Raw genomic sequence first — 23,972 nt, 5'->3', positions numbered from 1 at the left:
GCGCCAGCGCCCGTCGCTTCACCCGCCCAGCAGGGCACAACCCATGCCGGAAACGAACTCAAAACTGGATAGAAACTGGGGGCAAGGTCAAGTGAGCATGGTTACACCTGTAGCACAACAACCGGTATCAGCTGCGGCCGAGCGGTAGACGTTGGCGTCCAAGTTTGCTGATGACTTGGCAACTTTCAGAGCGCGTTGCGACGACAGCCGGGCGGATGCCGGCCGGGCGCACGCCGCCCAACCCAGGGCCCACGCTGCGTGCTCGGCGTGACGCTTGATCGACCCGCCGTGCTGCAGAGTGCGGCGGGTTTTTCAATGTCGATCGCGCAGCTCTTTGACAGCCTTGGTGAGGGTCAGGCGGTCATTGCCCTTCTTCTTAATCAGCTTGCTGACTTGACTTGGCGAAATGCGATTTTCCCGCGCGAAACGTTCCACTTCATAAAACGCATCGATCGAGAGGCGGCCTCGGTCGACGTAGGCTTGGGTGCTCTTGTTCTCGTTCATTTCCGTTTTCCTACTCACTCGGCAGCTGCAAATGAGAATCCGCCCGCCACTCCTCGATTTGGCGGGCGGATCCCATCAGCGCAGGAAGGGACTCTAGCTGCGCAGATCCAATTTCTGGGGATTGTTGCAGGGTCATTTCTGGCTAACGAGCATCAGCTCGCGACTATTCCAATCACCAAAAAGGTGATGGAGATGGCGAAAACCGGTGCAAGCAGCCAGCGAGCTTCGTGAACACTGTTCTCCATAGGCTCCTCCCTTGAGGGACCGCAACGAGTTCGAACAGACGCAGTTCCGGACCGCTACACGTGGGGGCCATTGCGCGCAGCGACTCAGACTTAGGTCCTATGCACGGCGAGCCTTAAGGCTCAGTTTGGAACGTCTAGGGAGGCTGCAGGTTTTGGCGAGCCTGGCGCAATGTTTCGCGCCCACGAGCCCACAAGGAGATAACTATGAGAATGCATCTTTCCACCGCAGCGGCGGGATTTCTGCTTCTGGCTGGTGTCGGTGCCGCCGCCGCTCAGGACGTGGTCATTGAACCGCAGCAGGAAACGGTCATCAAGGAATATGTGAAAAAGCAGCCGCTCGCATCGGTGAAAGTCCCCGGGGTAGAGCTGAATGTCGGCTCGACGCTCCCCGACACCGTCGAGCTTCATGAAGTCCCCAACGTGAAATATCGCTACACCGTCATCGACAACCGGACCGTTGTCGTTGACCCGGGCACACATAAGATCGTCAAAGTGATCGAATGACCATAACGTTGGGGACGAGAAACCCGCCGTTCCGAATTGAGCGGCGGGAGACTTGCTGTTCTCGCGAATCAAATATTCCGCCTCGTTGTCTGCCATGACATTTTGGTCGCTGAAATCTTGGTTTGTGGCCATCGCGCGAGATCATCTAAGTTGCAGAGCTTGAGGAACATTCCACCCTTGGTTAAGTTGGGAGCGGAGGTGCCAAAACGTTTGATGCCGGCGGGCTTTTGGGAGGAAGCCATGATCTGCGTCACGCCTGCATTTCGTCTTTCGCGCCGCCGCGCATTGCAATTTGGCCTGGGAGCAGCCCGAAGGCCGGCGCTGTGGTTGGCGGCAAACAGGTCAGCTTTGACACGCCTGCAATCGGCGAGTTCATGCGTGAGGTCGCTGAAAACGAACTTGCCCATGTCAGGTTCTATCGCAAGACACTTGGAGCCGAAGCGGTCGACCGACCGGCGATCGATTTCGATGCGGGCTTTGCCGCGGTAGCCAAGGCGGCCGGGCTCGGAGCGGACTTCGATCCTTTCGGCAACCAGATGAACTTCGTGCTCGGCGGCATGCTGTTCGAGGATGTTGGCGTCACTGCCTATGCCGGCGCCGCGCCCCTTCTGAAGAACAAGGATTTAGTTCAGGCCGCCGCCGCTGGCATTCTGGCCGTCGAGGCCTTTCACATGGGGATGGCGCGATCGTCGCTCTACCGAATGGGCGAGGATGCCTGGAAGGCCGCCAATGCGGTTTCCGACGCCCGCGACAAGATCGATGGACCGGAGGACAAGGACCAAGGCATCCGAGTGGATGGCAAAGCCAATATCGTTCCATCGACCCCGGATGCGATCGCCTTCACAAGGACGCCGCAAGAAGTGCTTCGGATCGTCTATCTGACCGACAAGGAAGGCGTCAGCAAGGGCGGCTTCTACCCGAACGGGATGAACGGAACGCTCAAGAGCACTTGAGCGGATTGTGAATGAGAGGCGGACGCGAGCGGAAGCAGGCCGACACTAACTGCGCGTCCGATGGCCGAGCTGCACCAACGCTCGTTCGCTGGCACGGCGAAGGCGCTCTGTTCACCACGGTGAGGGCCGACCGGGGCGGGCCCGTGAGGCTGGAGATCCACGAGAGTCTCAATGATGGTGTGCCGGCTATCGGCCAATAGGCTCAAACCTTGCGAGCTGGTCCGTGCGGCCAGGCTGATCAGGCTTGATCTTCGTCAACCGCAATTTCGCCTCGGCCGCGCGTCGTTTCGCAGCCCGGATCCTGCTGCACAGCGCCATATTGATGCCGACACCGCAGCCTTCATCCAGCATTTCATTTGCACGTTCGAGGGAGCGCTCGGCCCGGTTAAGCCGCTGTCGGGCTCGCGCCAGTTCCAAATCCAAAAGCTCCATCATTCCGATCCGTGGCGGTCCCTTCGATTGGTAAACCGCTTGTGGTCGCCGTGGGTTCCGGCTGTTCGCAAATGTGCAACCCAGACGGTCGATGCGCCTGGCACAGTTCTGGAGCGAGAGTGATGGCGCCGGTGGCTTGAAGGGTCGCGCCGAATAAAACGCAGGCTCAGTTCAACCCCCGCGACTTCCTTCAACGCTGAGGGGATCGATCTTGACCAGACGGTCCGCGGCCTCGACCGCAGTTCGTATCCTGCTTGCCAGCGCGAGATTCTCGGCCACTATTTCTTCAGTACGTTGAAGCACCAACTCGGTCCGACGGATGCGCCGCCTGGCATTGGCAACTTCCGACCTCGAAATATCGGCCGCCATCCCGGGGCCCTGGGGTTCCATAGTGTCCATGAAACTCAACACATGGGGGCCGATATCGTTCCCTGATGTCGCGAAACGGGGTGTCGGGGTTCCTCTATCAGTGATGAGCGCTGGCAATATGGCCCGGCCCTCATTGCAGCCGCAACAAACGCGCGATGGGCCGAATGACCGATGCGCTCCTGCCAAAACAGCGCCAGAACGGGCCCTCGGCGACGCGAACGCCGGCAGCGCCGGCGCGCCGACCGCGAGGCTGCGCACAGCAGGTTCACTCCCATGCTCGACCGTTACTGCTATGACCAGGTCCGCAGTTGGGCGATCAAGTCGGTCACCAACGTCCTTCGGCCTTCTGGTGAGGACGCAAAACCCGACAGTCAATAGTCTCATGAGTGAGTGCCATGATATCCCGCTCGTGGGATGATGAGCATGGTTGCATATGTATCAACGACAACTGGTATCATAGCTGCAGCTAAGCTGTAGGCATTGGCGTCCAAATTCGCCGATGGCCTGTTAGCCTTCAGATCGCGTTCAGACGATAACCGGGCGGATGCCGGCAGTGCCGCCGACGCTATCCCTTGACCGCCGAGCCGACGATCGAATCCACGAAAAAGCGCTGCAGCAAGATGAAGAGCACTAATGGCGGCAGCACGGCAAGTGTAGCGCCGGCCATCACCAGTCCGGTGTTGAGAGCACCTCTGTTGTAGCTGAGCAGCCGACTGAGACTGATGACGAGAGGATAGTGCTCCGCATTGCCCTGCAGCACGGTGAGCGGCCACAGATAGCTGTTCCAATGATAGACGAAGGCAAACAGCGCCAGTGCTGCAATCGCGGGCGCCACGCTCGGCGCGACGATCTTGAACAGGATCAGAAGTTCCGACGCTCCATCCATCCGCGCGGCGTCGATCAGGTCGTCCGGCACGCCAGCGATGAACTGGCGCATCAGGAAAATGCCGAATGCATTGGCGAGATTGGGTACGATAATGCCGGCAAGGCTGGCGTTCAGCCCGATAGATCCGACGAGACGGTAAAGCGGCATCAGCGTGACGATCGGCGGCAGGAACATGGTCGCGATCAGCACGGAAATGCGCCTCGCCCGCTCATATTTGAAGGCTGCCCCGTTTAGAGGTGGCAATGTCTGAAACGGGTGACATCGGAAATCCGGCTATGTCGCAGATCGTGAATGCGGCAATAGCATACGCCGATGCGCTCACTGCCCGATTTGCAGGAAAGATCAACCGTGCGGATCATGCGGCCGTGGTGAAAACCATGCGCGACGCGCTTGGAAATCGCCTTCCTGCAGGGCAGGCCAGCAGGTTGCGGAGCATCCTCGATGAGAAGGACGAAGCTCAATACGCAATCAGGGCAAAATCGTACCCGAAGCCGAGAGCTTGCTCGACAAGTTGGAAAGTTCGCGGAGTGGGTGGAAAAAGAACTGGAAGTCTGATCAGCAATGGAGGCGGCATGTCGCTTATGGCGACCTGAATGTTACTTCAGCAGTTTGATCAGCACTGTGAAAGCCGCGTCGATGTCAGCGCGAACCGCGGCCCGGACCGCTTCCGCGTTGCGGTCTCGCAGCGCTGCAAACATCTGCTGATGGTGCTGGTTGGCGGTCGAATAGTTTCCGGAATCGTGCAGCATGTTGAAATAGGGACTGATCTGCAGCCACAGGTTCTCGATGATGTTGAGCATGTTTTCCGAGCCTGTGGCCCGATAGATGGAGAAGTGAAAGGCGTAATTGGCCCTGAGATAGGATTTGACGTCGCCGGCGGCATTGGCCTGCTCGAGTGCTTCCAGATGCTGACGCAGCAGCATCACGCCTTGATCGTCCATGGTGCGCAATGGCACAAGCTATCGCCAGTGCTTCTTCGGGGCTAACAAAGCGACGCGGTCGGTTCGGTGCGGATTCCGAAGATCACAGGCGAAGGGATCCTGCCCATCTCTCCACCTCGGCTGGTCACGTGATACCCAACAGCTCGCGCAGGCGGGCAGGCAGTCGAGGCGAGGCGCTCAGTTCGGCGCAGCTTGCCTTCCATCGCCGGAGATAGTTTGCGATCGGCACACCGGTGCGGCCGGGCCAGCGGTTGAGTGCGCCAAGCGCCTCGACGCAATCCGGCGCGCGGTCATATTCGGCGAGGATGGTCGCCGATATCGCCTGAGCGAATGGATTGAGGCCAGGCATTTCGATTTGGCTGCGATGATCGGCAAACCACGCTGCGGCGTCGCGGCTGAGCCCCTGGTTGTCGGCGAGCGCGGCATAACCTCGGATAGTGTTGTCGCGATACTGGGCAATGGCATCGCCGAAAGCGTTGTCGCCGGCGAATGGGGGGTTCTCCTTCCAATCCTTCGCCAGACGCCCCAGGCCGCGCAGCGAGAAGGCTTCCACCATCGCTTCCTCTAGCCACTGGCAGGGCAGCGCCGGCTTGGCATCCGGCTGCCAGCTATTGGCCATGACATGGCCAAGCTCATGGCCGAACTGGTAGGCGAGCTTCGACCAGTCGCGCTCGTCGATGCCGACCATGATCCAGGCGAGCGCCGTCCCGTCCGGATGCAGCCAGATCGCCGGCCGACCGGAGCCGTGCTCGTCGACGCGCAGCCGATCAGGCTGGCGGTCGGACAGAAGGCGCACGTCTGCCAGACAGGCCTGCCGCATGCGCTCCAGCACCAGGCTGACGGAACGCAGCAGCATATGGCCCCAATCGCCCGCGAGCTCGATCGGCGCGTGGAGGAGCAGGGGGAGGGCGGCGGGCTTGGGCATAGCGCTGCGCGGTCCCGTGAATGCACCCCAACACGCGGCTGAGGCAAAAGTTCCCGATGTGGACGTTGCGGTTACGAGGAAAGCGAGGATGTCTCGACGTCGCATTGAGTTTTTTCCGACGCAAGGCTACTTTACATCAGCCTAACATACGGCCGGATGATGAGCGAGGTCAAATGCATGGATAGGCAATATTTTCGGATGCTTATGTTGGCAGCCGCCTGTCTGATTGGCAGGTTTCTCACGAACTCGAAACTTATTTTGAAGATGAGATGCTGATAATAAATACAGTCAGACAAGACTGTCTTCTAAAAGAGGTACGTTATGACGACCAATTACAACCATGCCGAAATCTATCGCTCGTTTATGTCCGAACTACAGTCGAGTTATCTCACAGATGACGCTGCAGCCCCCCTTTGGAGCAAGGTATGCGCGGCAATCCAGCAAGAGGCCCGAACAGGTAATAAATTCGAGTTCTTGAGATGGACAAGCCTAAATGATTTTAGTGTGCCAGAGGAATGGGTTCCAGATATTTGCTATACCGCTTTGCGGAAGAGCTCGAATTGGAGCACTAAATGGTTTCCCTTGACTCGCGAGACAAAAGTGGGGAGGCCCAAGGATTTCTCCAAGGATTTTGGGACTAGCCCGATCCTTGTTCAACACGCGTACCATCTACTTCAATATGAAGAGGCGACAAGCAGTTCGCTTGTTGACTGCGACGTGATCTTTGAGGTTGGTGGTGGGTATGGTTCTTTCTGTCGGCTCTTGAGAAATGCCGGGTTCAGTGGCTTGCACATAATTTACGACCTGCCACACGTTCTGGCTATTCAGCGCTTATATCTTGGACTATCGGGGTACGACGAAGCACCCGATATCATGGGTTACGAGCCGGGTGGGCACAGATTCTGTCTTGTCACGGAAGATACTCTGGACCGGGTGGTCGGTGCACTGGCATCTAGTAGGTTCCGCGTAGCGTTTGTTGCGACTTGGTCATTGAGTGAGTTTCCACTGGCGGCGAGAGAGCGGGTGTTGTCCCCGTTCCTAGACATTTGCTGTCGCTATATGATCGCCTACCAGCCTGAGTTTATGGGCATTAGCAATATCGAATATTTCAACGATGTACAGGGCCGGCGACCGCAATTGCAATGGAAGAGAGAAGCCCTTCCGCCAAGCTCTTATCTTTTTGTATAACGGTAGAAAGAGGAAAGAGCGAATGATTTAATCTTTTAACTGGAAACATTAAACACATGCTTCCATTGACGTTTGTTCCGTTATCGGGACCTACGCAAAGAGATATTGGTTTCGCCTGAGATAAAAGTCTGGATTTATCTCCTGAATGTGCCATTCCAACTCGGGCCGCTCCAAGTGGAGAGCATCAAAATATTCCGCGTTAGGGATATTATGTCTCGTATCAGGCAAGTTTATGAACTCGTGTTGGAAGGCGACGAGGTATCGATCGCAGACTTCGTGAAGGCGGGGGAATATTCGCTCGCGCGCAGAAATGGGCATCTCACTCAATGACCAAGTAGCGACAAAAGCGACTCGCAAGTTTGCCGATTTAAGCAAGTGAAATGTCTCGTCCAAGCCGGAATCCGAGATTAGACAAAACCCGTGTTTGGCAGCATACCGGGTTATATCTAAAGTGCTTACCTCTTGAAATCCGCACATACTCAGAAATAATCTCTGGATCGACAGCACGTGCGGGAGATCATAGATTATATGTATTCCTCTAAATCCGTGATTACGCAAGAGGCGGCAAAACGACCCATACCCACCACCAACCTCAAAGATCACGTCGCAGTCAATAAGCGAACTGCTCGTGGCGACCTCGTACCGATAGAGATGATACGCGTGTTGGACCAGGATCGGGCTTGTACCGAAGTCTCGCGCAAAGTTCCTTGGCGTGCCGACGATACAATCCCGCGTTAAATTGAACCATTTGTTTTCCCAGTCTATGCTGGCTTGAAGTTCACTATAGCATGCCGGAGCGACATACGATTCGGGGACGCTAAAGACGCTCAAACTAGGCCAGCGCAAAAACTCGAACCTGCTACCCGTGATTGCGTCTTTCTTTATCGCTTCACAGGTTTGCTGCCAAAATCCCATAGTTAATTTCTGGTCGACGAGACTTACGTCCAGCTCGCTCAGAAAGCGCTTGTACATCTCGTCGTGATTGGTGGCTCCGGTGGAAGCTTTAGCTAGACCGGTCGAGCCGTTGTTTTGGTGCGATGCGCCCCGGCTCTCTTGCTCCTTGGCCTCGGCGACCGTCTTGTTTTTTAGTACGCGATCGTGCTGATTTGCCGGCAACTTGTCTTCGGCCAATAGTCGATCGCAGGCGTCGGCACATTCTCTGTACCGACCGGTCCAGTAGGCGTTTACTGCCAGTTCGTCGAGGAGCCCGTAGTCGTAAATCCATTTCTCCAACGCGGGCGCGTCGGTTGGGGGAGTGATCCGCAAGCCCATTGCCGCGAACTCGTATCCCTGTTGGTGGATCCCGTTGTTACGGCAGACCCTAGCCGCACCGTGAAGGGCCTCCGCTCGTGTCGGGCACACTTCGGCTGCCTCAGTGTAGGCTGCTAAAATCTCATCCTTGGAATAGCTGAGAGTCTCTTTCAGCTTGGCGGCGTTCAGGAGGCTCACGAAGATGTCCTGTTGCCAATCGTCAATGGAGGAGCGCCGCAGCAATCTATTGTTCAAGTAAGTTGCTCCGGTACGGGGGACGACTTTGTACGCAAAGGTCGCCAGATTGTCCGAGGGGGCAGAGCTTTGCCCTCCAGATTCTATGTCCGCTTCCATGAGCAAAACGTAGTCGTATTTCAATTCGGACGTACGAGCGCGATCAAACACCTCCTGGCGCGCTCGGGAGAAATTGTCGCAAACCAATTGATGCAATTCACCGGGGATGTTGCGAGCTGCGAAAAACGATCGTATGAATTCTTGTGTTCCGTCCGTCGATCCGGCGTCCCCGATTACCCAACATGCGATATATGGCCCGGCGGCGCTGAGACAGCGCGTAAGGGCTTCCCTCTGATTCTTTACGAGCATGTTGAGGCAGAGGCGCTTCATGGTCATTGTCCTGCCACCGCTGCCCTGACTGGACCGCCGCACTTGCCCAGCCAAGCTATCGGCTGTGTGAGGGTCTCATAAACCTTGAGATAGTCCTGGGCCATGCGCTGCGAGGTAAAGCGTCGCTCGAAAGTGGCACGTATAACGGCACGATCCAATGTCTGGAGCCTACCCACCGCGGCGGCGGCAGAGTCGACGTCGCTGACGATGAAGCCGGTGATACCATTGTCAATGACCTCGGGGACGGCCCCGCAATCGAATGCGATGACTGGCGTTCCGCAAGCCATCGACTCGATCATGACCAGACCAAATGGTTCGTTCCACTCGATTGGAAACAGCACGGCGTGAGCGCCAGAGAGGTAGTCAGGCTTTTGTAGGTCGTCGATTTCGCCGATAACCTCGACGTTCAGGTTGTCACGGACCAGCGGTTTTATGACAGTGTCATAATAATCCTTGTCCTTGTTATCGACCTTGGCGGCGATCTTTAACTTCAACCCTGCTTTGCATGCGATGCGGATGGCCCGCTCAACTCCCTTTTCCGGCGCCATGCGGCCGAGGAATGCAGCGTAATCCGGCTTCACTGGCCTTGGCATCAGGAGACTGGCCGGCATGCCGTTTGGTACCGTCCGCGCCCAGTTCAAATTCGGAATGGGTCGGCGTTGGCTATCGGAGAGCGAAACCAGCGGAGCAGTTTCAAGCGTGCCCAGACTCTCGACCGAGAGTTCCATGTTCTCGATCAACTCCTTCAGATAGAGGCGACCATGCAAAGTGCTCAGAAACGGCACTTCTTGGCGACTGAACCGTAATAGCGAGAAGTGCTCAATGTGGAAGTGCAGGACGTCGAACTCGTTTCGCCGGCGGTATACGAGCTCAACCATGCGTTTGTACACGGCAGCCCAGTGTTCCTGCGATTGATCGAGCCGCAGAGCCCGCTCGCAGATCGGTTCTAGGCGCGCAGAGGTAGTTGAGTCGCCGCTTGCAAACAAGACGACCTCATGACCCATGGCGACCAGTTCCTCAGTCAACCAATGAACTACACGTTCGATGCCACCGTACAATTTGGGTGGTACAGCCTCAAAAAGAGGCGATACTTGAGCGATACGCATCACCATCTCTCTTTCTGCGAGTGAGCCACTGGATCAGCAACGCCGGGAGGTCCTGCAATGACCCGTCATTGTCTAATACGAAAAATCTTGTCCCTAGATCGAAAGTTAGTCTTCTTGAGCAAAGAATCGAGCGATGGCCTCGTAAAGGCGCGCGACTTGTGAGTGGAAACCATAACGAAAATCATTGATCAGGCCTCGATAAATCGCGATCGGCATCAGGAAGCGCTGTCAGGCCGGGATCCTGTTCGTTGTGCAGCGAGCGCCCGCGACAGTCAAATGTTCGATGAGCCGTGTCCACTCTTTGACGCGCTTGTTCCAATCAAAAAACAGCTCGCAGTAATTCTGCTGTGTCAGAGACATTTCTGGAGCATCGAACCACGGGCTTTCGGCCTCCTTGGCCATGGCTGAGGCGAACAAGGTGGCGTGCTCGACCACGTCGGCGCTCCACGGATATACGTGAGCGAAGCCGCATGTCGTCTCCGGTAAGGCACCAAGGGCGGGTACTATCACACGGCACCCTGCAGCCATTGCGTCGATGACGGCAAGACAAGACGTTTCTTCGAACGTGCTGGGGTAGGCTAGGAAGTGAATGTCACGAAGCGCAGATTTGAGTTCTGGATTGGGGGCAATTCCATGATAGATCACACCCTCAAGTGCTCGGGCACGGGCGAATAATGGCTGATACTTCGAATCGTCGTGATGATATAGTCTCATCGATGACCAGATGTGAAGCTCCGCCCTGTTTAGCCTCAGTTGTTCCCATGCATCCAGCAGTACGGAAAGTCCTCGGAATGGCGTGCTGGTATATGCGAACCGTAGTGGATCGGCTTTCGTCCAAATCCGCCGTTGCTGTGCGAGTGTCGTTGCGTTATGCAGTACTACACATCTGCTTGGTGAAACACCAAACTCGGTTTGGTACCGTTCACGCTGCCAGTGCGATACGAACGCAAAACATGTCACTCGGTCGACAAGTGCGGGGTTCCGGCACCATTGAACGGCGTTCTGATTCACATCGTGATGCATCCACATCACGAGTGGCTTTTCGTCCGACGGGTTCTCGGGGAACAAGTTGATATGAAGCTGAATCCGCGCGAGCATATCTGGAATGCGATCCTTGAGGCCCGCTATCATTAACTCTGTGCCTGCGGCTGGCGCGGGAGGTGTCCATGAAGAGTCTGACTGCACAAGCGTGGTCCCCTTCGAGATACTAGCGAGGTTCGTGAATTCAGCATTCTTCTGGGTGCGCTCGCGCATCGCCGCAGGAATTCTACTTGGCAGCTTCGAGCTGGATTCTCCCGACGCGTTGGATGCAAAGCGGTCCACTTCTTCGAGCAGCCCTCGCACCTCCGCCGCCTCCACGGCCGCGATCCACGACTCGCTGTCGTTTACGCCATAAGAGATCAGCAGTCGCTTTGCGTCGGGATGCCAGGCCAGGCCAGCGGCGAATTCGACACCCTTCCGGTTGAAGAAAAACGGCCGGCTCACCTTCGCCAGGCTGTTCAGCTCGTCGAACCAGACAAAGCGGTGCTGATAATATCGCCGCGCTTCGCCGGGTCGGGTGCGTGCCTCATGGACGATTGCCAGCCACCCGCCGTCAAAGGCAATCGCCTGGGAGCCTCCGCTGAACTGCGGTGCGAAGATCGCCGGCGCCTGCTCGAAGATGGTCTGCGCGCGCTCATCGATGATTCTGGTCGGATCGCACGAACAGATGAACCGCAGTTGCTCGCCGCCGCCGTCGGCCGGCTTGACCTGCGGCATCCAGTTCTTCTCGTGGAGCCCGGGTCCCGAGGGATGCAGGACGCGCCAGTCGGTCAAGCGCGGCGGGCCGTGCCCGCCGTCATCGATGCGCCCGAGCACCTGTTCGCACCAGCCCTCCGGCGTCATTTCGCGCACGAAGGCGATCGCCCACAGCTGACCGCCCCAGGCAAACAGGCGCATGTCCTCGAAGCCGCGCACCAAGTCGTAAGCGGACTCGGGCATGTCGGCCGGCGCGAGTACTTCATTAGCCGATTGAACGCCGAGATCGTCGCTCAGTCGAAGCAAGAAATTCCGCGTGCGGATCGGCTCGTCGTCGGGCGTGGCGTACTGGCCGGCCTCGTTCAGCGTGTAGTTCACGCTCCGCTGCAACAGCACGATCCGTTCGCCCGATCGGGTCACCGACGGATTGATCGGCAGATAGCCGTCGGGCGCCGTGAAGCCGACCGGACGCGCGCTGAAGGATGGCATCGCCGTCTTGGCGGGCTGCACATAGAAGAATAGATTGGACCGCGCCAGCTCCCTGTGTTCGTCGTCGATCGTGCGGTTCAGCGCCAGCCAGTTGCACGCTGCGAAGCCGCGGTCCTTGCGCACCGGATCGCGCGCATAGTTTGCGGCGATCGAATACTCTTCCTGCAGGCCTGTCGTGTAGATGAAATCCTCGATGAACAGGATGTCCTGCTCGGGTCGCTTGATCGCCAATCCCGCTTCCGAAAACAGCACGCTGGCGTCGTTCATTCCTTTGTCGCGGTGGAACCGCGCCAGATCGTAGAGCGGCTCGGCGCGTTGCGGGCGTTGATTGAAGGCGGCGAGCGCCTGGCGGATGAAGCCTGCCTCGTCGCCAAGCTTGCGCAGACAGCGTGCCTCCTGCAGGCGGGCGTTCCAAGCCTCCTCGTCCCAGCCGCCCATCCCGGCGCGTTTGGCGTAGGCCACCGCAGCCTCCGCCGTGCGCCCGGCGTCGCGATAGGATTGCGCCAGGTAAAACCAGTAGCGGTGATTCTCCGGATCCTTCTCAAGGGCTTCCAGCAAAAGCCTGGCATCACGCTCGAACTTGTCCACTCGGTTCGAACCGTTGGCGTGGTCCTTGTACCAAGCGCTTCTCAGTTGCTGCACGCCGCCGGGCACGTCGAGATATTCGTGGGTCACACCATGGTAGCGCGCGCCGGCGTCGCGCTGGACAAGGCGCGTGTTCCAATAGGCTAGGCCGGAATCCGCCCGCTGCAGCAGCTGGTAACCCGGGCTGTCGAGTCGCTCACGGAAGCCCGCATCCTCGACGATCAGCTCCATGTCGGCGTCGTCAAACAGCAGATAGTCATAGGCGAGCGACGAGGCATAAGCGTGATCGAGCGCAGCGTTCCGCGCCTGCTCGAAATTGAGGAATGGGAACTCATGCAGCTCGCCCGGCAGGTTGCGGGTGGCGAAGAACGATTTGATATAATCCTGGGTTCCATCGGTGGAGCCGGTGTCGCCGATCACCCAGCAGTCGATGTGGTCGACAACAGCCCCGAGACAGCGCGGCAGGTTGGCCATCTCGTTCTTGACGATCATGTTGAGGCAGAGGCGCTTGCCGTTTGTCATATGTGAATTGTCGGCGCCTTGCCATGCAGGCTTCGATGTGGATCTACCAGGCTTCGATCACTCATGCATTTACCCCGCCATCTCGACTATCTGGCCACTCCGGCCGATCAGTACAGCCTGTATCCCTGAAGATCCGATCATTCTTCTCAGGGTTCGTGAGGGATCGGCCTGCGGAAACCGCGCTTGACCCTGTCCGAGTTGCAACTACGACAATCAGTGCTCACCCGCTCAACCTAACTACACTCCCTACTTGGCCGCCATTTGCTGGCTGCCGTCAAGTTTGAGATAACTAGCCTGTCGATGACGACGTTCGATTGTCGCGGATACCGCGTTGCTGCACGTCATTCGTTTAGAGGTCGACCGGTTCCCAATTTCGGAGTCTGTTCACGGGTTCGCGCGGGGCTCTCGGCGTGACTGGGAGGGACTGAGATAGTGGATCGGATAACACCGCCTGCCGACCGGCGGGGCTGTTTGGCAGCTCCCCGGTTCGAAAGGCGCAAAATCCATTTGCGGCCAAGCGCTGGAAACGACCAGCAAGAGGCTGGAACCGATACTCGGATGCGCAGGCATGCAGCCTCGGCCGCTGAATCCGAGAACCCGCTGCGGGTTCGTTGCTTCGACGATCACCTCCCCGAAAACCAATTCGGCGCCGTTCGGTTCCCAGGCTGCCGTCGGCCTCGCAGAACCTGCCCGCCCGCTCGCCCGGTAACGCCAAGCGTCGCCGGCGGGCGCTTCAACTTGAACCCAATCGGAACCAACAGGACATCGCCATGGCCCGCGCTTCCGAACTCCTTTTCGTCGATCCCTCGGTACCCGATCTCGGCACGATCCTGCGCAACCTGAGACCAGAGGTCGAGGCGATCGTGCTCGACCGGGCGCCGCCGGCGCGGCAGATGGCAGCGGCGCTCGAAGGACGCGACGGTCTCGATGCGGTGCACGTCATTGCGCATGGCGTGCCGGGGCGGGTGGGCTTCGCGGCCGGCGAGTGGACGGCCGGGACGCTGCAGGACGATGAGGCCGATCTCGCCGCAATCGGCCACGCGCTCGGCTCAACCGGCGACCTGCTTTTGTGGAGTTGTGAGGCGGGCGCCGGCGCCGCGGGGCAAGGCTTCGTGGATGGGCTGTCGCACGCAACTCGAGCGCAAATTGCGGCGGCCAGCGATCTGATCGGATCGCGGACGCTCGGCGGAGTATGGGAATTGAACATATCGAAGGGGGACGCCACAGCGCGGCCGCCGCTAACCATGGAGGGTATGATGAGCTACGCTGCAGTGCTGGCCGCGATCGAGATCACGGTATCCGGCTTAATCCCAAACGGCTCGACGCCCGGCTCGACGACCTACTTCGTCGTGGACAGGGAGCACAGCACGATCGTCGGCAACCTCAATCTGCCGACTATGGCCATGGCGAACAAGCCATTCCGGATCACCCTCAAGGTGCCGAGCGGATCGACGAGCGTCGACGTCGGCATCTTTGAAGGCGGCGAATTCATCTCGGCTGGCTTCACGGTGGATGTGCCCGCGCCTCCCTCCGGCGCCGTCGGACCGAAGGAATGATGCCATGCTGAAGCACCTTGCAACAGTTCCCATTCATAGCCCGGTCGCCGCGCGGCCGGGCCTTTTTGCATCAACACAGCAAGTTTCCCCGCGCACCCTCAGAGAGGACGTGCCATGACTTTCGAGCCGGAAATCCTGTTCATCGATCCTGCAGTCAGCGACGTGCGCGCCATCCTGGCCGGGCTGCGGCCCGGCGTGAAGCCGGTGCTCCTCGATGCAACGCGGCCGGCGGCCGCGCAGATGGTGGCCGCGCTGGCCGGCCGGCGGAACCTAGCCGCAGTGCATGTGATTGCCCACGGCGCGCCTGGGCGCGTCGGTTTTGCGGCCGGAGAATGGTCGCTCGACACCCTGGCCCGCGACGCCGGCGACCTGGCCGCCATCGGCAGGGCCTTGGCCGAGGACGGCGACCTGCGGCTGTGGAGCTGCGAGACCGGCCGCGGCACGGCCGGGCAAGCGTTTGTCGAGGCGCTCTCCGGGACGACCGGGGCTGACGTATCGGCTGCGACGGCTTTGGTGGGCGCCGCGGCGCTGGGTGGTACGTGGGAGTTGCCCGTGTCGGCTGGCGCGCGGACAGCGCCGCCCCTGACCGACGCCGGATTGGCAAGCTACGCCGGCGTGCTCAGTCTTGAAGTGACCCTTACGGGAACGCTCGATACCGGCGCTAGTGCGCAGAAGGCTGTGCAGTATTATATCACGAATGCGGTTGGCGTCATTGTCGATAGCTTTTCTCTGCCAGCACAAGCAGCGGGCAATTTTGCGTCCGCCGCAATTTTAGTTAACGTTCCGGTGACAGGAATTTATACCATTACTGCGCTTGTGCAGAATGGAGTTAATAGTAACGATAGTTGGACTACTATTACGGTGGGTACGTTTAATACTGCGACGAATACCTTTACTCCGAGTTCAGGGGCAACCGCAACGAATAACACTGACGGTGCCTTTACGGTCACAGCGGTTTCTTCCACAAGCAACACCGGTCCGACCGGGGCCACCGGCGCGACCGGCGCCACGGGAGCTACAGGCTTGACTGGCGCCACTGGCGCTACAGGCTCGACTGGCGCTACAGGTTCGACGGGCGCCACTGGCGCGACCGGCGCAACTGGTTCGATCGGCGCAACCGGAGCCACAGGCGCGACCGGTGGAACCGGCGCCACGGGCTCGACTGGAGCGACTGGCTCGACCGGTGCAACAGGTTCGACCGGCGCGACGGGCGATACCGGAGCGACTGGGTCGACAGGTGCAACTGGAGCAACGGGTGATACGGGTGCCACAGGCGCAACCGGCGCCACGGGCTCGACCGGTGCAACGGGAGCTACAGGTGCGACCGGCGATACCGGTGCCACAGGTTCGACTGGCGCAACCGGCTCTACTGGCGCAACGGGCGCCACAGGCGCGACCGGCGATACCGGCGCCACGGGTGCTACAGGCGCGACTGGCGATAAGGGCGCAACGGGTTCGACTGGCGCAACTGGAGCCACGGGTGCGACCGGCGATACCGGTGCCACGGGTTCGACCGGAGCCACAGGTGCGACCGGCGACACCGGCGCAACTGGAGCCACAGGTGCGACCGGCGATACCGGTGCCACAGGTGCAACCGGCGATACCGGCGCCACAGGTTCGACTGGCGCGACCGGTGATACTGGCGCAACGGGAGCCACAGGTGCGACCGGCGATACCGGAGCCACGGGTTCGACCGGTGCAACTGGAGCCACAGGCGCGACTGGCGACACGGGTGCCACGGGTTCGACTGGTGCAACCGGGGCCACAGGCGCAACTGGCGATACCGGTGATACGGGTGCAACCGGAGCCACCGGCGCGACCGGTGATACCGGCGCAACGGGTTCGACTGGCGCAACCGGCGACACCGGAGCAACGGGAGCCACAGGTGCGACCGGCGATACCGGCGCCACAGGTTCGACTGGCGCGACCGGCGATACCGGAGCCACTGGAGCCACTGGCGCGACCGGCGACACGGGAGCAACGGGAGCCACAGGTGCGACCGGCGATACCGGCGCCACAGGTTCGACTGGCGCGACCGGCGACACTGGAGCAACGGGTTCGACTGGCGCGACCGGTGATACCGGCGCAACGGGTGCCACAGGCGCAACCGGCGATACCGGAGCAACGGGAGCGACCGGAGCTACTGGCGCAACGGGAGCAACCGGCGACACCGGTGCAACCGGTTCGACTGGTGCGACCGGCGATACGGGTGCGACCGGCGATACCGGAGCCACGGGTGCGACCGGCGATACCGGTGCCACTGGCGCGACGGGTCTGACGGGCAACACCGGAGCGACCGGTGCGACCGGACCGAAGGGTGAGACTGGCGCTACCGGTGCAACCGGGCCCAAGGGCGATACAGGGCCCAAGGGCGATACCGGCCCCAAGGGCGCGACCGGTGCGACTGGCGCTACCGGGACAACCGGGCCCAAGGGCGACACAGGGCCCAAGGGCGATACCGGCCCCAAGGGCGCGACCGGTGCGACTGGCGCTACCGGTACGACCGGGCCCAAGGGCGATACCGGCCCCAAGGGCGCGACCGGTGCGACTGGCGCTACCGGTGCAACCGGGCCCAAGGGCGATACAGGGCCCAAGGGCGCGACCGGTGCGACTGGCGCTACCGGTGCAACCGGGTCCAAAGGCGATACCGGCCCTAAGGGCGCGACCGGTGCAACCGGGCCCAAGGGCGATACAGGGCCCAAGGGCGCGACGGGTGCGACTGGCGCAACGGGTGCGACCGGACCAAGAGGTAACGACGACGACGACAACAACAACGACAACGACAGGTTTGCGTCGAGCCAGACCCTCGCGACGACCGCTACGAGCCAGAAGACCGCCATGGTCACCTCCGACTCGCTCGGCCTCAACGATAAGAAGCAATTCCTGCAGTCGGGCTCGAACGACAGCAGTCAAGCTGTCAGTCATACGTCGTTCCGCGACCTGATCGGCCTGGCGGCCGGCTCGGTGACGACCGATCTCCTGAATATCCTCAATAAAATAAGGGGATTTGGTCTGAACCAGGACAAGCCGTTGGGTGCGAGCACCGATCTGACCTCGGACCAGACCAAGCAAGGTGCGGGCTATGTCAGCACCGACGACACCGTCAAGACGGCTCTGAAGGACCTTCTGAAGCCGCATGAGTGAGTAGGAATGTTGACCGGAGACCACAATAGAAACCGGTCCAAGGCTGAAAAACGAGCGCGCGGGCTTCGCAGGAATGCGGGATCCGCGCGTTCACCATCTCGAAAAAAGGCGCTTCGGCCGTACCATTCTTGAGCGAAACCGGCGTAGCGGAAGAGAAGTTCCATGGTGAACGTGCCAGTGAACGTCGAAATCCAACCGGTCCCGATCCCGGGCACCGAAGTCGAAGCCGAGACGGCCGGCAAGGCTGGCGGCGAGAGTGTATTGCAGCGGTTCCCGGGCGGTCCGGCCGAGCTCGACCAGGTCGGGCCGCGCTTCAAGGCAATGCGTCGCGCCGCCCGCTACCACGGCGTCGAGCTCGATCCGGCCGAATTCAGGGCAGCGAGCGAGGCGATTCCGAGCGCCGCCGATCTCTCCGAATGGGCAAAGAACGCCGGCATGTGGTCGCGCGCCGTCCGCATCCGCTGGTCCCACCTTTTGCGCTTCCACGACACCGCACCAGTCGTCCTGTTGTTTAGCGATGGCGGCGCGGGTCTCCTCACAGGGGCGAGTGCCGAGCGGAACGTCGTCTTCCTGAAAGGTACGGACGCGCCCGACGACAGTGAAGCCACAGCCATCGACGAGCTGCGGCTGTCGCAGGTGTGGACGGGCGAGGCGGTGCTGCTGCGCGCGGCACGGTCCTATGTCGCGGCGGATGCACCTTTCACCCTTCGCTGGCTCGCAGAACTGGTGCGGCTCGAAAGTCGGCCCCTGCGCGACATTGCCATCGCCTCGTTTACCCTCAGCGTCCTCACCATCCTGCCACCGCTCATCGTCATGACCTTGGTCAACAAGGTGCTGCAGTTCAACAGCGTCTCGACACTGGTGCTTCTGTCAGCGATGATCGCCGTCGCCTTCGCTTACGAGACGCTCCTCGGCCACGCGCGGCGACTGATCATCAACGTCGTCGGCGCCCGTCTGGACACCAAGCTGCAGTTGCACGTCTTCAGCCGGCTCCTGCGTCTGCCGCTCGACTATTTCGAGCGTCATCCGGCAGGCGAGACGATGTACCACCTCGCCCAAGTCTATCGGATCCGCGAGTTCCTGACCGGAAAACTTCTCAGCACGTTCCTGGATCTGATCACGCTTTGCGTGCTGGTACCGGTGATGTTCTACATCAACGCCACGCTCGCCTGGATCGTGCTTGCTTGTGCAGGCGCGATCATGCTGATCATCCTCGCCTTCCTCGCGCCGCTGCGCCGGAGGTACCAGCGGGTGGTCGACGCCGAGACTTGGAAGTCGGCGGCACTCGGCGAGACTGTCGTCGGCATCAAGACGGTGAAGGCGCTCGGCCTGGAACCGCAACGCAAGGCGCTCTGGGACGAGCGGGTCGCGGAAGCGGGAAAGGCGCGTCTTGCCTTCGGGCAACTCGCCAACTGGCCGCAGACCCTGGTCACGCCGATCGAACGTTTGATGGTGCTTGGCACCATGCTGATCGGCGCATACCTCGCGATGAACGACAGCTCTGGCTACATGGTCGGCGGGCTGTTCGCCTTCATGATGATCTCCCAACGCGTGGCGCAACCGCTAGTCGGCCTGGCGCGGCTGGTCGAAGATTATGAGGAGGTCGGCGCGGCGATCGGCGAGGCGGCGTCGGTCCTCAACCGGCCGCTGGAGAGCAGTTCGAATTCCATCGGCCTGAGACCCAAGCTCGTCGGCGAGATCACGTTCACTGATCTGACCTTTAGCTATATTGGTACCAAGACGCCGGCGCTCGACCGAATGAGCTTCGACATTCCTGCCGGGACCATGTTCGGCATTGTCGGGCGGAGCGGGTCGGGGAAATCGACAGTCGCGCGCCTGTTGCAGGGGATCAACCGTGACTACAGCGGTTTCCTCAAGCTCGACGGGGTGGACCTCAAGGAAATCAACCTTCGCCACCTTCGCCAGGGGCTCGGTGTGGTCCTGCAGGACAATTTCCTGTTCCGCGGGTCGATCCGCGACAACATCATCGCGGGGCGTGCGGGCCTGACGCTTTCCGACGCCATGCGTGCAGCGCATCTCGCTGGCGCCGAAGAATTCATCGAACGGATGCCGAATGGCTACGACACCTACATCGAGGAAGGTTCGCCCAACTTGTCGGGCGGTCAAAAGCAGAGGCTGGCGATTGCGCGCGCCCTCATCCACAATCCGAGCATCCTCATTCTCGACGAAGCGACCAGCGCGCTCGACCCGGAGAGCGAGGCGGTGGTCAGCAACAATCTCATGCGCATCGCCAGCGGGCGCACGATGATCATTGTTTCGCACCGGCTCTCCTCGCTGACCGAGTGCGACCAGATCCTTGTTATGGAGCAGGGCAAGGTGCTCGACGTCGCGCCACACGCGACCCTGCTCGAACGATGCGCGCTCTATCGCCAGTTGTGGTCGCAGCAGAACCGGCACCTCGACGGCCGCCACGGCCGCCCTGTGGTGGTTCCGGCGCGGTTGGTTTGACGATGTATTGCAGGTCCGGTAACCCATGAATTCCACCTCCCTTAGCCCCGCTCGCTGGCGTTCGATTGACCCGAGCGATCCGACGACACCGGCCATACTCGAGTTCCAGTGGCCATCGACAGCGGTCGCCAATGCGCCCATCCCGCAGGCGGCGCGCGGTATCGTCTGGATCATCACGAGCCTAGTCATCACCTTGATTGTCCTGGCGGGACTGATCCCGGTGGATCAGGTCGTGACGACCAGAGGGCTGGTGGTGTCGCAATCGCCCAACATCGTCGTGCAGCCGCTTGAGACGGCAATCGTCCGCTCGATCGAGGTGCGCGAAGGACAGCGCGTGCAGGCAGGTCAATTGCTTGCCCGCCTCGATGCGACTTTTGCCTCAGCCGATCTTGCGGCGCTGGCAATGCAGGTGTCGACGCTTGAAGCCGAGGTGGCGCGATTGAAGGCGGAGGCCGACGGCGAGACGTTCAACTATAACGGTCTCGACCCGAGCTGGACCCTTCAGGCATCGATCTTCGAGCGCCGCAAGGCGGTCTATGACGCCAAGCTGGAAAATTTCGATCGCCAGCGAGACGAACTCAGTTCGGCGATCTCGCGTGCGATATTGGATGCCGCCGGCTACCGCCAGCGGCTCAAGGTCGCGGCCTCAATCGAACAGATGCGCCAGCAGTTGGAGGCAAAACAGGTGGGCAGCCGGCTCAACACGCTGCTCGCCGAAGACAACTCGGCGGAAATGTCCCGAGCGCTGGGCAACGCCGAGCAGACCGGAGAAGCCGCCAAGCGCCAGCAGGCAGCGGTGGCAGCCGACCGCGACGGCTACATTCAGAACTGGCGAGCGGAAGTCTCGCAGAGCCTGTCGGAGGCGAACTCGCGGATATCCGACGCCCGCGAACTCCTCAACAAGGCAAAGCTGCGCAAGCAATTGGTCGAGTTGAGGAGCGAGGCAGATGCCATCGTCCAATCGGTGGCGAAGGTCTCGGTCGGCTCTGTCCTTCAGTCGGGCGACCGCTTGATCACGCTGGTGCCGGCCGACGCACCGCTCCAGATCGAGACAAATATCGTCGGCCGGAGCAGCGGCTTTGTGCACGTCGGCGACCCCGTGGTCATCAAGTTCGACACCTTCCCCTATTCGCAATACGGCCTCGCCCATGGCACTGTGCGGGCGCTCAGCCCGGATTCCTTCTCGGCGCAGGAGCAAGCCCGCGACCCGAATAGCTCCTTAGCTATGCTGCCCTCGGGCGCCGAGCCGTTCTATCGAACGCGCATTTCCATCGACCAGGTCGCCCTCCACGGCGTACCCGCCGGATTCACCGTCATCCCCGGCATGCCGGTGACTGCCGACGTCAAGGTCGGCCGGCGCACGGTGCTCAAATACCTTCTCGGCGTGATGCTTCCAATTGGCCAGGAAGCGATGCGGGAGCCATAAGCTCCGGCGGGATGAGCGACAAACCCACGGAAATAGGGAATCAGGGCTTCGGATCGATGTTAATCCTGGATCGGCTGACTGGTCTTGTTCATCCCGCGCTAGCCTTGCGCCGCGCGATCCAGCTCTCTGACGGTGGCAAAGCCGCTGAAGCCTTTCCGCTCATGGCGATCGCGGCGCGCGCCGGGATTGCCGATGCCGAGTATCGGGTCGCACGTTGCTATCTCGAAGGTTTGGGAGTGCCGCCGAGCCGCATCGAGGGCGCGCGCTGGCTGAGGCTGGCAGCGAACCACGGAAGCGCCGATGGGCAGGCGCTCCTCGCCGCTCTCTACGTCGCCGGGCTGGTGACGGCGGAAGCTGACGGCAAGGGTGCCGAATCGGAGCGCTTGTTCAAACGAGATTCCTCGAGCGAGCCGGACTTCGTGGCAGCGCTGGGCTTTGCCACGAAAGCCGCGGAGGCGGGCTCGGCGACCGGGCAAGCGATCCTTGCCTATATTCTTACCAGCGGTCCCGAACCGATGCGGGACGCGGATGCCGCGCACCGCTGGTACGAGCAGTCGGCCGCGGCCGGCTGCGCCGAAGGGTGTCTCGGCTTTGCCCTTTCGCTGGTCAGGCGCCGTAGGCCCACAGAACGGGTCAGGATTGCCGACGAGGTGCGGCGAGCGGCCGAGGCTGGCCTGCCAACCGCGACCTACCTTCTCGCGGTCCTCACCGAATACGGCTTCGGCGTGACACGCGACTTGGCGGTAGCCGCACGGCTATATCAGGTCGCCGCAGAGAACGGCCTTCCTTCAGCCCAGTACCGGTTGGGATTGGCGCTGATCGACGGCAGCCTCGTGGACCACGATGCCGTGGCAGGGGAGGCGTGGATGCGGCGTGCCGCGTTGGCGGGCAATATCGAGGCAGCCTATCTCCTCGGCGATCGTTGCGTGAAGGACCGGCCGCCGGATTTTGCAGTGGCTGCAACCTGGTATCAACGGGCCGCCGAGGCTGGTCACCAAGCCGCCGCTCGCGCTTTGGCCTCTCTCTACCTGACCGGAAACGGCGTGGCCAAGGATGTCAAAGAGGGAACGCGCTGGCTGCGCACTTCCGCAAACAGCGGGAACCAGGAAGCACAGATCGAGCTTGCAAATCTCGTTCTCGGAGGAGCCGGCGAGCCGGAAGACGGCACAAAGGTTGCTGGATGGATCGAGGCGGCCGCGTCATCGGGCGACCTGATTGCAGCGTTCAATCTCGGGCTTTTGTTCGCCGAAGGGGTCGGCGTCCGCCAAGACGAAGGTCAAGCGGCGCAATGGCTGAGGCGCGCGGCCGAAGGCGTTGCCGAGGCGCAATATATGTATGCCCGTATCCTCCAGGATGGACGCGGCATAGCAGCCGACTCGAAGCAGGCTCGCGCCTGGTTTGCCCGGGCGGCCGACGCCGGCGTGCTCGACGCGCAGGTGGCCCTAGCCGAGATGCTGCTCAACGGGCGCGGAGGCACGCAATCGCCAGCGGCCGCTGCACGGCTGTTCGAGCGGGCCGCCGGCGACGGTCACACGGGGGCGATGTTTGCGCTCGGCGCGCTCTACGGCGCCGGCCAGGGCCTGCCGGTCGATCAGGCGGCGGCGCAGAAATGGTTTGCCGCCGCCGCCGAGCGTGGGCACGGCCAGGCCCAACTCATGCTCGGCCGCTATCTTTCCAAAGGTCTCGCGGGGGAGCACAACCCGGTGGCCGGTCGCCTTTGGCTCGAGCGAGCGGCTGCGCACGCTATCCAGGAAGCAGTCGACGAACTCGCCGAGTTCGCCTCGAGTTGAGGTCTGCCGAGCTGGCCAAGCCGCTCTACCACTACGAACTGGCGGGCAATTGCTAGAAATTCGCCCCAGGCACCGCCGAGCGGGCCGGAAATGCCATGCTTGTTGAGATCGACAGCGATGGCCTTCGGCCTCTCGTCGGGAGCAAACTCGCGGAAGACGCGGTGGATGACTTCCGCTTCCTGCGGCACGATCTCGCGCCGTAGCACAGCCCACCACCAGCCTTGCCCTTCTCCACCCGGCCACCGCCGACGGGCTTGTTCTTGCCGCACCGGCGATGGGCTCGCCGTCAAAACCCTGCAACCATGCCTCGGCGTATTCCCGCCAGA

General features: G+C 60.9%; 17 protein-coding genes and 1 pseudogene. 10 read left to right on the top strand and 8 right to left on the bottom strand.

Annotation, left to right across the window (positions count from 1 at the left end; all coding sequences use genetic code 11):
* Positions 1–258 precede the first annotated feature (258 nt).
* Positions 259–735: a hypothetical protein gene (locus NKG60_RS29970; RefSeq protein WP_352869633.1), complete on the top strand. Its 477-nt coding sequence runs from the start codon at positions 259–261 to the stop codon at positions 733–735.
* A 218-nt stretch (positions 736–953) separates the two neighbouring features.
* Positions 954–1,253: a DUF1236 domain-containing protein gene (locus NKG60_RS29965; protein ID WP_352492810.1), complete on the top strand. Its 300-nt coding sequence runs from the start codon at positions 954–956 to the stop codon at positions 1,251–1,253.
* A 68-nt stretch (positions 1,254–1,321) separates the two neighbouring features.
* Here the strand turns inward: NKG60_RS29965 and NKG60_RS29960 are convergent, their stop codons facing one another.
* Entirely contained in the window at positions 1,322–1,660 is a 339-nt protein-coding gene (locus NKG60_RS29960; protein ID WP_352869639.1) for a hypothetical protein, read from the bottom strand.
* Between NKG60_RS29960 and NKG60_RS29955 the strand changes: the two are divergent.
* A pseudogene (locus tag NKG60_RS29955) lies at positions 1,568–2,206 on the top strand (ferritin-like domain-containing protein); the annotation flags it as partial. The gene NKG60_RS29960 and the pseudogene NKG60_RS29955 sit on opposite strands and share 93 nt — an antisense overlap.
* 186 nt (positions 2,207–2,392) lie before the next feature.
* On the opposite strand, the gene NKG60_RS29950 reads toward NKG60_RS29955, so the two are convergent.
* Together NKG60_RS29950 and NKG60_RS29945 are read right to left on the bottom strand one after the other, a co-directional pair.
* On the bottom strand, positions 2,393–2,638 hold the full coding sequence (locus NKG60_RS29950; protein ID WP_352869631.1) for a hypothetical protein: 246 nt from the start codon (positions 2,636–2,638) through the stop codon (positions 2,393–2,395).
* Positions 2,639–3,572: 934 nt separating this feature from the next.
* Positions 3,573–4,082, bottom strand: a complete 510-nt coding sequence (locus tag NKG60_RS29945) for a carbohydrate ABC transporter permease (RefSeq protein ID WP_352976403.1) — start codon at positions 4,080–4,082, stop codon at positions 3,573–3,575.
* 86 nt (positions 4,083–4,168) lie between these two features.
* On the opposite strand from NKG60_RS29945, the gene NKG60_RS29940 reads away from it, so the two are divergent.
* Positions 4,169–4,486, top strand: coding sequence for a hypothetical protein (locus NKG60_RS29940; protein ID WP_352976400.1), 318 nt, complete (start codon positions 4,169–4,171; stop codon positions 4,484–4,486).
* Positions 4,487–4,489: 3 nt separating this feature from the next.
* On the opposite strand, the gene NKG60_RS29935 is transcribed toward NKG60_RS29940, so the two are convergent.
* Together NKG60_RS29935 and NKG60_RS29930 are read right to left on the bottom strand one after the other, a co-directional pair.
* Positions 4,490–4,849, bottom strand: a complete 360-nt coding sequence (locus NKG60_RS29935) for a GntR family transcriptional regulator (protein ID WP_352976397.1) — start codon at positions 4,847–4,849, stop codon at positions 4,490–4,492.
* A gap of 109 nt (positions 4,850–4,958) precedes the next feature.
* Entirely contained in the window at positions 4,959–5,759 is an 801-nt protein-coding gene (locus NKG60_RS29930; protein WP_352976395.1) for a hypothetical protein, read from the bottom strand.
* A gap of 321 nt (positions 5,760–6,080) precedes the next feature.
* On the opposite strand from NKG60_RS29930, the gene NKG60_RS29925 reads away from it, so the two are divergent.
* Entirely contained in the window at positions 6,081–6,947 is an 867-nt protein-coding gene (locus tag NKG60_RS29925) for a hypothetical protein (RefSeq protein ID WP_352976393.1), read from the top strand.
* Positions 6,948–7,037: 90 nt separating this feature from the next.
* Here NKG60_RS29925 and NKG60_RS29920 read toward each other — a convergent pair whose 3' ends face one another.
* The 3 genes from NKG60_RS29920 to NKG60_RS29910 all read right to left on the bottom strand — a co-directional run bounded on the left by NKG60_RS29920 (position 7,038) and on the right by NKG60_RS29910 (position 13,261).
* The gene (locus NKG60_RS29920) at positions 7,038–8,828 is read right to left on the bottom strand and encodes a bifunctional glycosyltransferase/class I SAM-dependent methyltransferase (protein ID WP_352976390.1); all 1,791 of its coding nucleotides are present in this window, start codon (positions 8,826–8,828) and stop codon (positions 7,038–7,040) included.
* Positions 8,825–9,928 carry a glycosyltransferase family 4 protein gene (locus NKG60_RS29915; RefSeq protein ID WP_352976406.1) on the bottom strand — a complete coding sequence of 368 codons (1,104 nt, stop codon included), beginning with the start codon at positions 9,926–9,928 and terminating at the stop codon, positions 8,825–8,827. Before NKG60_RS29915 ends, NKG60_RS29920 begins: the two co-directional genes overlap by 4 nt.
* Positions 9,929–10,156: 228 nt before the next feature.
* Positions 10,157–13,261: a glycosyltransferase gene (locus NKG60_RS29910; RefSeq protein ID WP_352976388.1), complete on the bottom strand. Its 3,105-nt coding sequence runs from the start codon at positions 13,259–13,261 to the stop codon at positions 10,157–10,159.
* Between the two features lie 770 nt (positions 13,262–14,031).
* On the opposite strand from NKG60_RS29910, the gene NKG60_RS29905 reads away from it, so the two are divergent.
* From NKG60_RS29905 to NKG60_RS29885, 5 genes are all read left to right on the top strand, one after another.
* Positions 14,032–14,817 (top strand): DUF4347 domain-containing protein, encoded by a 786-nt coding sequence (locus NKG60_RS29905; protein ID WP_352976386.1) that lies wholly within the window; start codon positions 14,032–14,034, stop codon positions 14,815–14,817.
* A 114-nt stretch (positions 14,818–14,931) separates the two neighbouring features.
* Positions 14,932–17,961, top strand: coding sequence for a DUF4347 domain-containing protein (locus tag NKG60_RS29900; RefSeq protein ID WP_352976384.1), 3,030 nt, complete (start codon positions 14,932–14,934; stop codon positions 17,959–17,961).
* A gap of 162 nt (positions 17,962–18,123) precedes the next feature.
* Complete coding sequence (locus NKG60_RS29895; RefSeq protein ID WP_352976382.1) at positions 18,124–20,430, top strand: peptidase domain-containing ABC transporter; 2,307 nt, start codon at positions 18,124–18,126, stop codon at positions 20,428–20,430.
* 25 nt (positions 20,431–20,455) lie between these two features.
* On the top strand, positions 20,456–21,856 hold the full coding sequence (locus tag NKG60_RS29890; RefSeq protein ID WP_352976379.1) for an HlyD family type I secretion periplasmic adaptor subunit: 1,401 nt from the start codon (positions 20,456–20,458) through the stop codon (positions 21,854–21,856).
* Between the two features lie 56 nt (positions 21,857–21,912).
* Positions 21,913–23,646 (top strand): tetratricopeptide repeat protein, encoded by a 1,734-nt coding sequence (locus tag NKG60_RS29885; RefSeq protein WP_352976376.1) that lies wholly within the window; start codon positions 21,913–21,915, stop codon positions 23,644–23,646.
* Positions 23,647–23,972: the final 326 nt, after the last annotated feature.

The organism is Mesorhizobium sp. M1428 (assembly GCF_040317515.1).
In the GTDB taxonomy this organism is placed as follows: Bacteria; Pseudomonadota; Alphaproteobacteria; order Rhizobiales; family Rhizobiaceae; genus Mesorhizobium.
The sequence above is the reverse complement of the archived record's forward strand: the minus strand, read 5'-3'. Positions and strand labels throughout refer to the sequence as shown.

What these genes read in the sequence shown, in the direction of transcription:
- NKG60_RS29965 (WP_352492810.1), top strand. Translation starts at nt 954, where the DNA reads ATGAGAATGCATCTTTCCACCGCAGCGGCGGGATTTCTGCTTCTGGCT.
- NKG60_RS29960 (WP_352869639.1), bottom strand. Translation starts at nt 1,660, where the DNA reads ATGGGCAAGTTCGTTTTCAGCGACCTCACGCATGAACTCGCCGATTGC.
- NKG60_RS29950 (WP_352869631.1), bottom strand. Translation starts at nt 2,638, where the DNA reads ATGGAGCTTTTGGATTTGGAACTGGCGCGAGCCCGACAGCGGCTTAAC.
- NKG60_RS29940 (WP_352976400.1), top strand. Translation starts at nt 4,169, where the DNA reads ATGTCGCAGATCGTGAATGCGGCAATAGCATACGCCGATGCGCTCACT.
- NKG60_RS29930 (WP_352976395.1), bottom strand. Translation starts at nt 5,759, where the DNA reads ATGCCCAAGCCCGCCGCCCTCCCCCTGCTCCTCCACGCGCCGATCGAG.
- NKG60_RS29925 (WP_352976393.1), top strand. Translation starts at nt 6,081, where the DNA reads ATGACGACCAATTACAACCATGCCGAAATCTATCGCTCGTTTATGTCC.
- NKG60_RS29920 (WP_352976390.1), bottom strand. Translation starts at nt 8,828, where the DNA reads ATGACCATGAAGCGCCTCTGCCTCAACATGCTCGTAAAGAATCAGAGG.
- NKG60_RS29915 (WP_352976406.1), bottom strand. Translation starts at nt 9,928, where the DNA reads ATGCGTATCGCTCAAGTATCGCCTCTTTTTGAGGCTGTACCACCCAAA.
- NKG60_RS29910 (WP_352976388.1), bottom strand. Translation starts at nt 13,261, where the DNA reads ATGACAAACGGCAAGCGCCTCTGCCTCAACATGATCGTCAAGAACGAG.
- NKG60_RS29905 (WP_352976386.1), top strand. Translation starts at nt 14,032, where the DNA reads ATGGCCCGCGCTTCCGAACTCCTTTTCGTCGATCCCTCGGTACCCGAT.
- NKG60_RS29900 (WP_352976384.1), top strand. Translation starts at nt 14,932, where the DNA reads ATGACTTTCGAGCCGGAAATCCTGTTCATCGATCCTGCAGTCAGCGAC.
- NKG60_RS29895 (WP_352976382.1), top strand. Translation starts at nt 18,124, where the DNA reads ATGGTGAACGTGCCAGTGAACGTCGAAATCCAACCGGTCCCGATCCCG.
- NKG60_RS29890 (WP_352976379.1), top strand. Translation starts at nt 20,456, where the DNA reads ATGAATTCCACCTCCCTTAGCCCCGCTCGCTGGCGTTCGATTGACCCG.
- NKG60_RS29885 (WP_352976376.1), top strand. Translation starts at nt 21,913, where the DNA reads ATGTTAATCCTGGATCGGCTGACTGGTCTTGTTCATCCCGCGCTAGCC.